Raw genomic sequence first — 9,779 nt, forward strand, 5'->3', positions numbered from 1 at the left:
CGGGCGGCGTCGGACGGACGGACGGGCCGACGGAAGGCGTCGGGCGTGCGGTCCGGCGCGGACGGCTCACATGTCGGAAGGATGCACGCATGCAGGGAGCCCGCACGGCGATTCCTCCTGCATCCGTCATTTCCTCCGACAAGTGGCACGACGTGAGGGGATTAGTGCAACCTGAGGGTTGCGCACCAGGGTCGCATGTGCAACCCTGGGGTTGCGGTTGGCCGACCGGTCGACGGAACATGCGGGAGATCCCGAAAGGACCCATCATGGTGAGCATGACCCACAACGAGGCATCCGTCGTCGACGAGGAGTCGTTCTCGGTTCGGCGAAGCATCCAGATCGCGGCACCCGTCGAGAAGGTGTGGCGTGCCGTGGCCGAGCCGCAGCACATCTCCCGCTGGTTCGGGCGCACCGTGCTCGACGGCGCCGGTGTCGGCGCGACCGGCACGATGACGTTCCCGGACTACGACGTGATTCCCCTTCGCGTGGAGGAGTACGACGAACCGCGGGGCATCACCTATCGCTGGAACAACGACGACGCCCTCGGGAAGCTGCCGGACAGCATCGACGAGTCGACCTCGACCGTGTTCACCTTCACTCTCGAAGAGGTGGATGGGGGCACGCGGCTCACGGTCGTCGAGAGCGGCTTCGAGCGCACGTCCGAGCCACGGGCCAACCTCGAGTCGCATCGCACGGGCTGGGACCTGGAGCTGGACAAGATGGTGGCACTGGTGGAGGGCGAAGCGTGATCTCAGAAGCCCTGCTGCCCATGTTCGCGGCACTCGCGGACGAGACACGCTGGAGCATCCTGACGGCTCTCGGCGAGGGGGATGCTTCGGCATCCGCCCTCGCCGGGCGCCTTCCGGTGTCTCGCCAGGCGATCGCGAAGCACCTCGCGATCTTGCAGGAGGTGGGGCTCGTGGAGTCCGTGCCGGTGGGGCGCGAGGTGCGCTTCCGCGTCGTCGGCACCGAGCTCTCCGCCACGGCGGCGAAGCTCGACGCGATCGGACGCGAGTGGGATCGTCGTCTCGCTGCGATCAAGGAGATCGCGGAGGGGCTGTAGGTCTCAGAGGGCGGTGTATCCGCCGTCGACCAGGTGGTAGCTGCCGGTGATGAAGCTCGCCGCGTCGCTCGCGAGGAAGGCGATGAGGTTCGCGACTTCGTCTGCCTGCCCCAGGCGGCCGATCGGGTGCTTGCTCACGAGGAACTCCTTCGCCTCGTCGCCCATGTTCGCCAGCAGCGGGGTGTCGATGAAGCCGGGGCCCACCGAGTTCACGCGCACGCCCTTGGCGGAGTACTCGAGCGCCGCCGACTTGGTCATCCCGACCACGCCGTGCTTGGCCGTGACGTAGGCGGGGGAGCCGGCGAAGCCGACGCTGCCGAGGATGGAGGCGATGTTCACGACCGAGCCGCCGCCGTTCGCGAGGATCGACGGGATCTGCGCCTTCATGTTGCGGAAGACCGCGTTGAGGTTGATCGCGATGACCTTGTCCCAGGCCTCGTCCTCGTACTCGGCCGTCGGAGCGGTGGCACCGCCGATGCCGGCGTTGTTGACGCCGATGCGCAGGGGCGCGAGCGAGTTCGCGAGTTCGATGGAAGACGCGATCCACGCCGCATCCGTCGCGTCGCCGACCGAAGCCTCGGCCGTGCCGCCGGCCGCGCGGATCTCCTCGACGACCGCATTCGCGTGATCCGCATTCAGGTCGTTGACCACGATCGATGCGCCGTTCTTCGCCAGCAGGAGGGCGGTCGAGCGACCGATTCCGCTTCCTGCTCCCGTCACGATCGCTGAGCGGTTCGAGACGTCGTACTGAGCCACGAGTGACTCCACTTCCGGGCGGGCACGGTGCCGGGAGATCTTCTCGGACGGTCCGTCCTTCTCTCCAGCCTACGCCTGAAAGACGGGGGTGGATTCACGTGAATGGATGCCGCACGTCGGCGCCTCGTGCGTCAGCTCAGGTGGCGGATGGAGGCGCGGACGATGACGGGCATGGGGATCAGCATCGCGCTCAGAGGGCGGTCGCCGAGCAGCATCTCGACCGCGGTGCGCCCGATCACGTCGTAGGGCAGGCGCGCGGTCGTGAGCCCCGGTCGTTGGAAGCTCGCCAGCTCTTCGTCGTCGAACGACGCGACCGAGATGTCGTGCGGCACCGTGAGTCCGCGCTCTGCGATCGCCTGATACGCCCCGAATGCCACTCCGTCGTTTCCGGCCAGGATCGCGGTGAGATCGGGGTGGGCATCGAGCATCCGCATCGTCTGCGTGTAGCCGACGTCGGGGTTCCAGTCGGATACGTCGACGACGACCGGTTCTATGCCTGCCTCGGCGAAGGCGGCGTGGATCCCGTCGAATCGGGGGCCGATGGTGGCCGAGTGGCGCGGTGACGAGACCGCGCGGGGGTTGTTGCCGATGACGCCGATCCGTCGGTGTCCGGCGTCGGTGAGCAGCTTCGCCATCGCGTGCCCGGCGGTGCGTTCGTCGGGGAGCACCGAGGCATGTTCCGTCGTCGAGGTGCCGTTCACGATCACGACAGGTACGTCGTGCGGCGTCTGCGGCACATCGATCATGCGGGCGCCGAGCAACCCGATCAGGATGCCGTCGACGCGCCGATCGATCATCGCCTGGATCTCATCCGCGATCTTCGCATCATCGCCCTCGGTCTCGGCGATCAGAACGGTGTAGTCGTGCTCCTTGGCTGCGGAGAGGAGGCCGCGGATCATCTCGGATGCGTAGCGGGTCACCGTGATCTGGTCGGAGATGAAGCCGAGCGTCTTCGTCTTGCCGAGCCGCAGGCTCTGAGCTGCGGGATTGGGTCGGTATCCGAGCTCCTCGGCGGCGGCGCGGACCCTGCGTGCGGCATCGGCGGAGAGGCGCGAACCCGGCCGGTCGTTCAGGATCATGCTGACGGCGGTCTTCGACATGCCCGAGAGCGCGGCGACATCGGCGAGCGTCGGCCTGCGATCGACGTTCTTCGGCACCGGCTTCCTCCCGTCGTGACATCTCCAGCTTAGGCAGTGCGGGCGCTCCCGCGGAACCACAAGCGTTGAATTGATTTAGCAAACTGCTTGCAGCCCCCGGTCCGCGATGCTAATGTCGGCGTGCTGAATCAATTCAGCATCTCCGTGCGGATACAGCTTCCCGCCTGCGGAGTCACGAAAACAGGAGAGAACATCGTGGTTGATCTCACTCGCAGGGCGCTGTTCGGGGCGATCGGACTGGGCATCGTCGGCACCGTGGTCTCGTGGCCGCGGCTCACCGGATCCGACATCCCGGGTCGCGGCACCGACACTCTGACGGTCGCCCTCTTCGGCACGGCGCAGGACGCGGTGGCGCGTCAGTCGCTGATCGACGGATTCCAGCGCAAGCATCCCGGCATCGAGGTGCGCATCGTCGCCATCCAGGGTCAGGACTGGAGCGAGTACTTCGCGAAGATCCTCACGATGATCGCGGCGGGCACGCCCCCGGATGTCGTCACGGTCGCGACCGAGGGCTCGCAGCTCTTCGCTTCGCGCCTCGCGCACCCGCTCGATGACTTCGTGCGCAGGGACGCGGCCGAGATGCAGGAGTACTTCGACGACGTGCATCCGACGCTCATCGAGGCGTTCATGTACCAGGGCAGCCTGTTCCAGATGCCCGACAACTTCAACGCGGCGAACGTCTTCTACAGCACCCAGGCCATGGAGCGCGCGGGGCTAGAACGCCCCGCCGACAACTGGACTCTGGAGGAGTTCCTCACCACGGCCCGCTCCATGAAGAAGAGCGCTCCCGAGCAGTTCCTCCCGTACTTCTGGAACAACCGGCTCTGGGGTGGTGTCGTGCCGTGGCTCTACGTCAACAACACGAGCTTCCTGCGCGAAGAGAAGGCAGGCGGAGGTGACTGGTTCTGGGATCGCTTCTACCCCGACCAGCCGTCCCGCAGCGGAGGCTACGTGTGGAAGCAGGCCGACGCTCTGAACGAGCATGCCGTCGAGAGCTTCTCCGTGCTGGAGCGCATGGTCTCGGAGGGCCTTGCGGCGAACCCCGCGCAGGGCGGTGGAAACGAGCTGGTCTCGCTGTTCTCAACCGGCTCGGTCGGGATGACACCCGCAGGAGGATTCTGGGTGCGCGGCCTCGAAGAGGCAGGCGTCGCGAACGACGCGTATGACGTCACCTACTTCCCGCGGATGTCGGGACAGCGGCATCAGTTCGGCGCGGGCGGCTACGCGATCATGGAGACCTCGCCGCGCAAGGACGAGGCCTGGGAGTGGCTCAAGTACTGCGTCTCGGTGGAAGGGATGAAGATCGCCCACCCGCGACCCGACTCTTCTCTGCCCCGCCGCTCGCTCAACGCCGAGCTGTACGGCGCGGGGGTGGGGCCTGCCCACTGGGAAGTCTTCTACGACACCCTCGACAAGTTCCCCGACACCGGCCCGATGCCGGCCCCGCCGCAGCAGGCCGCAGTCGAGTCGGCCCTGCTCAAGAACGTGGTGTCGACCATCACCAACGGTCCTTCCGGCGTACGCCGGGGCCTTGAGACGATGCAGCGAGATCTCGAGATCGCGCTGGGAGGACGATGATGTCGGAGAGCACTCGCACCCTCACCGTTCCGCCGGGAGCACGCGGCGAGACCGGCACCACAGCTCGATCCGGGCGCGCGATCGTGTGGATCTTCCTGGCACCCACCCTGATCGGCCTCGGGCTGTTCAACCTCGTGCCGATCGTCGGATCGTTCGTCCTGGCGTTCTTCCGCTGGGACATCATCTCCGATCCGGTGTTCGTCGGAGTCGACAACTTCGTCGACCTCGCGATGAACCCGACGGTGCGCGTGTCGTTCCTGAACACCATCGGCTTCGTCATCGTGGCGGTCATCCTGCAGCTCACGGTCGCATTGGTGCTCGCCATCCTCGTGCAATCGAAGATGCCGACGTGGTTGCGCACCTTCTTCCGGTCGTCGCTGTTCTTCCCGCTGATCCTGTCGGCCGCATCTGTCTCCCTGATCATGGCCTATCTGTTCAATCAGGAGTTCGGGCTCGTGAACCAGACGCTCAACCTGATCGGCATCGCCGACGTCGGGTGGCTGACGACCGGCTTCGGGGCGAAGGTCGTGGTGCTGCTGGTCTACGTGTGGCAGAACTTCGGCTTCACGTTCCTGCTCTTCATCGGAGGGCTCGCCGCGATCCCGAGCGAGGTCTACGAGGCGTCGTCGCTCGACGGCGCGGCCGGGTGGACGCAGTTCCGCATGATCACGCTGCCCCTGGTGAGCCCGACCCTGCTGGTCGCATCGGTCATGGCCATCATCAACGCGCTGCAGATCTTCGATCAGCCGTGGGTGCTCACCCGCGGCGGGCCCGGCGATGAGACCCGAACCGCCGTGATGGTGATCTACGAGTCCGCCTTCCGGGAGCTCGACTTCGGTGGCGCCTCCGCCATCGGAATCGTGCTGACGCTTCTCATCATGCTCGTCACGGCCATCCAGTTCCGGCTGAGCCGCCGATTCGTCTTCTACGGGTGAGGCCATCATGACTACGACAATCATCACGAAGCGCTCGTGGGCACACAGCCTCGGCACGGGTGGCAAGTTCGTCATCCTGGGGTTGGCGGCCTTCCTCACTCTCGGGCCCGTCGTGTGGACCCTCGTCACGGCGCTCTCGCCCACTGACAGCGTCACACAAGAGGTCACGGTCGGATTCGGTGCGTTCGCCGACGTCTTCACCAAGATCCCGCTCTGGCTGTATGCCTGGAACAGCGCGCTCGTGGTGATGCTCGTCGCAGCGGGGCAGATGCTCTCTGCCGCGATGGCGGGCTACGTCTTCGCCAAGTTCGAGTTCCGCAGCAAGAAGATCCTGTTCGCCCTGATCCTCGCGACCATGATGGTCCCGCTGCAGGTCACGATCGTGCCCGTGTTCATGCTGGTGAGGGGCATGGGCCTCGCCGACACCCTCCTGGCGCTCATCGTGCCCGCCTTGCCCACCGCATTCGGCACGTTCCTGATGCGGCAGTACTTCATGGGCATCCCGACGGAACTGGGTGAGGCCGCTCAGCTCGATGGTGCCGGCCCCTGGCGCACGTTCTTCGGCGTGTACCTGCCGCTGGCGACGCCGGCTCTCGCGATCGTCGGCATCCTCGCCTTCAACTATCACTGGAACGAGTTCTTCCGACCGCTCATCATGACCATCAGCGATCAGAACTTCACCCTGCCACTGGGACTCGTGACGCTGCAGGGCAACCTCGGCACCGGCAGCATCTCGACGGTGCTCGCCGGCGTGATCCTCTCGATGATCCCTGCGCTCCTGGTGTTCTTCTTCGGGCAGAAGCCGCTGCGCGAAGGACTCACAGCGGGCGTCGGCAAGTGACGCACGCCCCCATCAAGTAGAAAGACGACTGCCCCGGTGACCCTCACTGACCTTCCCCCGGTCCGCACCACGAGCCCGCGCATGCACTTCGCTCCGCGCAACAACTGGATGAACGATCCGAACGGTCTCGTCTTCCACGATGGCCTGTACCACCTGTACTTCCAGTACAACCCGCAGGGTGTCGAACACGCCAACCTCAGCTGGGGGCATGCGACGAGCGCCGATCTCCTGCGATGGACCGAGCACGACCCTGCGATCCTGTGGGACGACACGGCGCAGATCTACTCCGGCTCCGTCGTGGTCGATCACGGCAACACCTCCGGCTTCGGCACCGACCAGGATCCGGCGTTGGTGGCGCTCTACACGGCAGCTGCGCCTGGACGCCAGGCGCAGGCTCTCGCATACAGCACGGACGGCGGGTACGTCTGGACGAAGTACGACGGTAATCCGGTGCTCGACCGCGGCACGAGCGACTTCCGCGATCCGAAGGTGTTCCGGTACGACGACGGAGGGGACGGGTACTGGGTGATGGTCGCGGTCGAGGCCGAAGACCGCCAGGTGCTGTTCCACCGCTCCGACGACCTCACGACCTGGACCTTCCTCTCGTCGTACGGTCCCGCGGGCCCGGTCGGCGGTGTGTGGGAGTGTCCTGACATGTTTCCGCTCGCGGTCGACGGCGATGACGACGATGTGCGCTGGGTGCTGTTGATCAGCCTCAACCCCGGCGGTATCGCGGGCGGTTCGGGGACGCACTACGTGGTGGGCGATTTCGACGGTACGACATTCCGCGCCTCCGTTCCCCACCCCGCTCCGCCGCGGGAGCTGCTGAGAGACGGCAGTCAGTCCCGCGACGAGCTCGAACGCTATGGCTGGATCGATTTCGGACCCGATTGCTATGCCGGTGTCACGTTCGACGGTCTGGCTCGCGACGAGCGGACGCTCATCGCCTGGATGGACAACTGGGAGTATGCCGGTCGCATACCGGGTGGGGACTCCGACGAACACCGCAGTGCGATGACGCTACCTCGCCGGCTCTCGCTCACGCGCGACGAAGTGGGGGCCGAACGCCTGCGGCAGCACCCGGCGGTCGACCTCGATCCCGGCGAGAGCATCGACCTCGCCGGTGTGGCCGGCAGCGTCGTGCTCGCCGAAGGGGTAGCCGGAGCCGCGCGGGTCGGCTTCACCGCGACGTTCGGCGATGCGCAGAGCGTCGAGCTGCACATCGAGTCGGCATCGGATGACGGTCGGGTCGTGATCCGTCAGGACCGTACGAGCGGACGCATCGAACTCGTCCGCTCCGGCGAGAAGATGCCGTTGGGCTTTCACAGGTCTCCGTCGATGCGTCTCGACCGGCCGCGCGAGGTCGGATGGGACCTCTGGATCGACGATCTGAACGAGCGGGTGTCGTCCATCGAGCTGTTCGCCCAGAACGGCGAGAGGGTGCTCACCGCGCTGGTCCCCGTCGCGTCGCCGCGCACGTACACCGTGGCAGTCATCGGAGGAACGCTGCGCGGGGCGCGCGCCGATGTCGCGGAGCGGGGATGCTGACCACCCGCTGCCTCGTCGTCGGTGAAGCTCTCGTCGATGTCGTCGACGGCGTGCCCCACCCGGGCGGATCGCCCATGAACGTGGCCATCGGCCTCGCCAGGCTGGGGATCGATACGAGATTTCTCACCCGGATCGGAGACGACGAGTACGGTCGGATGCTGGGCGAGCATCTCGTCCGTGAGGGCGTCGCTCTGACCGCGGCGAGTCTCAGGGGCGGGGAGTGCACCTCTCGTGCCACCGCCGTGATCGGCACGGACGGCGCGGCCGTCTACGACTTCGACATCGAATGGACCTTGTCCGAGTCGACCGCGATCGTCGAGGCGGCGGAGGCCGACGTCATCCACGTCGGGTCGATCGGTGCGTCGCTCGAACCCGGGGCGACCGCCGTCCGCGCGATGCTCCGAACGGTCTCGAGCCGCACTCTGCGCACGTACGACCCGAACATCCGGCCGGCGCTTCTCCGACCGCGAGCTGCAGCCGTGGCGCGCGTCGAGACGATCATGGCCGCATCGCACGTCGTGAAGCTCAGCGACGAGGATGCCGACTGGCTCTACCCCGGTCGCGCTGTCGATGATGTGCTCGCGCACCTGCTCGCTCGGGGTGCCAGGATGGCCGTTGTCACGAGGGGTGGCATCGGGTGCACCCTCGCGATCGCGGGTGGTGGGCGGCCGGTGACGAGGCAGGCGATCCCGGTGAGCGTGGTCGACACGATCGGTGCCGGTGACGCCTTCATGTCCGGCCTCGTTTACGGACTCGTCTCTGGGGGCCTCGTTTCGGTGCTCACCGCCGAGGTCTTCGCCCCCGACGCCGATCTCCTGAGGGCGCTCGAGCGAGTCGTCGACACTGCGCTCGCCAGTGCGGCCGTCGCGGTGTCTCGCACCGGCGCTGCCCCGCCGCACCTGGACGAGTTGGCGCACAGTTCGGTGTCCTGACGCGGGGTCGTGTGATGGCCTGGTGTCAGTGTCACATGCATGTCGGAATCGGAGTGGGATGACATCCAGCGTCAGGAGCTCGGCTCAATGAAATTGGTCCGCTGCTCATCAGGCTCTGTCTCGCCTGTTACCGCACGGCTCGCGAGCTTCTTAACCGGATGGAGCGACTTCAAATAGCGAGCGACCTACCGTTAACCGGTCGGGAATGAGTCGCCGAGGATGATTCGCCACTGCTTTTTCGCCTCGGCGTGGTCGCCACGCGCTTCCGCCTCGTTCGCCTTCTTGGCGCGTCCTGCTGCCGAGGAGAGCGACGTGAGCAGGTCTTGTCGAGCGCTCCGACTCAGATACGAGCTGAGGTCGCCTCCTTGTCCACCAGGGGCATTGACGTGCAGGTAGCTCGGTGCCCACTCGAAGAACTTCTGCAATCCGTCGCGGTAGTTGCTCCCTAGAGAGCTGAACATTGTTGCTGCAACTGTTTCGAGATGGAATGACCGCATCCTCTTGGAGTGAGCGCGGTTCCAGGACTTGAGTAGCCGAACGATCGGTGCGAGGTGGTGGCTCAGTGTGCTGTTGCGGGTGGAGAACCATTCATTCGCGACGATTGGAGCGGTCAGAAGCCAGCCTCCGCTGCCGTTCGGCAGGTGATAAACGCCGGCGCCGGTCGGCGACACCGAGGGGGAGCCGTTCGGCTTCGAGGGGGAGGCGCTCCTGATCGACGCCCCGCGTCGCGCGGTCAGCACCGAGCGGATGCAGGGCATGCCTGTCGAGACGCTCAACGACCTGAACCTGTACGAGGAGGATGGCGCGACCCTGGTCACGGTGCTCATCGAGTACCCCGACAATGCTCCAGATCGATCGCGTAGGAAGCGACGTAGTCTCCGGGTGCCCCCGCGGTCCAGCCACCCTCGCTCATCTGAGTGACGATGAGCGATTCCAAGCTCTCCTCGTTGAGTCGCTGCATGCTCACTC

Annotated in this window: 9 protein-coding genes and 1 pseudogene; 8 read left to right on the forward strand and 2 right to left on the reverse strand. The window is 66.1% G+C overall.

Going from position 1 to position 9,779, the window contains the following annotated elements:
* Positions 1 to 266 precede the first annotated feature (266 nt).
* Together KZA10_RS02755 and KZA10_RS02760 are read left to right on the forward strand one after the other, a co-directional pair.
* Positions 267 to 749 (forward strand): SRPBCC domain-containing protein, encoded by a 483-nt coding sequence (locus KZA10_RS02755; protein WP_218682116.1) that lies wholly within the window; start codon positions 267 to 269, stop codon positions 747 to 749.
* On the forward strand, positions 746 to 1,063 hold the full coding sequence (locus KZA10_RS02760; protein ID WP_258185819.1) for a metalloregulator ArsR/SmtB family transcription factor: 318 nt from the start codon (positions 746 to 748) through the stop codon (positions 1,061 to 1,063). The genes KZA10_RS02755 and KZA10_RS02760 overlap by 4 nt, the downstream gene beginning before the upstream one ends.
* 3 nt (positions 1,064 to 1,066) lie before the next feature.
* Here KZA10_RS02760 and KZA10_RS02765 read toward each other — a convergent pair whose 3' ends face one another.
* Together KZA10_RS02765 and KZA10_RS02770 are read right to left on the reverse strand one after the other, a co-directional pair.
* The gene (locus tag KZA10_RS02765; protein WP_218682117.1) at positions 1,067 to 1,819 is read right to left on the reverse strand and encodes an SDR family NAD(P)-dependent oxidoreductase; all 753 of its coding nucleotides are present in this window, start codon (positions 1,817 to 1,819) and stop codon (positions 1,067 to 1,069) included.
* A 131-nt stretch (positions 1,820 to 1,950) separates the two neighbouring features.
* Positions 1,951 to 2,976 carry a LacI family DNA-binding transcriptional regulator gene (locus tag KZA10_RS02770; RefSeq protein WP_218682118.1) on the reverse strand — a complete coding sequence of 342 codons (1,026 nt, stop codon included), beginning with the start codon at positions 2,974 to 2,976 and terminating at the stop codon, positions 1,951 to 1,953.
* Positions 2,977 to 3,171: 195 nt separating this feature from the next.
* Between KZA10_RS02770 and KZA10_RS02775 the strand changes: the two genes are divergently transcribed.
* The 6 genes and pseudogenes from KZA10_RS02775 to KZA10_RS17670 form a co-directional block, all read left to right on the forward strand.
* Complete coding sequence (locus KZA10_RS02775) at positions 3,172 to 4,554, forward strand: extracellular solute-binding protein (protein WP_218682119.1); 1,383 nt, start codon at positions 3,172 to 3,174, stop codon at positions 4,552 to 4,554.
* Entirely contained in the window at positions 4,554 to 5,489 is a 936-nt protein-coding gene (locus tag KZA10_RS02780; RefSeq protein WP_200935179.1) for a carbohydrate ABC transporter permease, read from the forward strand. The genes KZA10_RS02775 and KZA10_RS02780 overlap by 1 nt, the downstream gene beginning before the upstream one ends.
* Before the next feature lie 7 nt (positions 5,490 to 5,496).
* Positions 5,497 to 6,330 carry a carbohydrate ABC transporter permease gene (locus KZA10_RS02785; protein WP_055876214.1) on the forward strand — a complete coding sequence of 278 codons (834 nt, stop codon included), beginning with the start codon at positions 5,497 to 5,499 and terminating at the stop codon, positions 6,328 to 6,330.
* A 36-nt stretch (positions 6,331 to 6,366) separates the two neighbouring features.
* Positions 6,367 to 7,878 carry a glycoside hydrolase family 32 protein gene (locus KZA10_RS02790; protein WP_218682120.1) on the forward strand — a complete coding sequence of 504 codons (1,512 nt, stop codon included), beginning with the start codon at positions 6,367 to 6,369 and terminating at the stop codon, positions 7,876 to 7,878.
* Complete coding sequence (locus tag KZA10_RS02795; protein WP_218682121.1) at positions 7,872 to 8,810, forward strand: carbohydrate kinase; 939 nt, start codon at positions 7,872 to 7,874, stop codon at positions 8,808 to 8,810. The genes KZA10_RS02790 and KZA10_RS02795 overlap by 7 nt, the downstream gene beginning before the upstream one ends.
* A 657-nt stretch (positions 8,811 to 9,467) precedes the next feature.
* Positions 9,468 to 9,650: pseudogene (locus tag KZA10_RS17670) on the forward strand (ATPase); the annotation flags it as partial.
* Positions 9,651 to 9,779 lie beyond the last annotated feature (129 nt).

Origin of the sequence: Microbacterium sp. BF1 (genome assembly GCF_019279095.1) — a bacterium.
In the GTDB taxonomy this organism is placed as follows: domain Bacteria; phylum Actinomycetota; class Actinomycetes; order Actinomycetales; family Microbacteriaceae; genus Microbacterium; species Microbacterium maritypicum.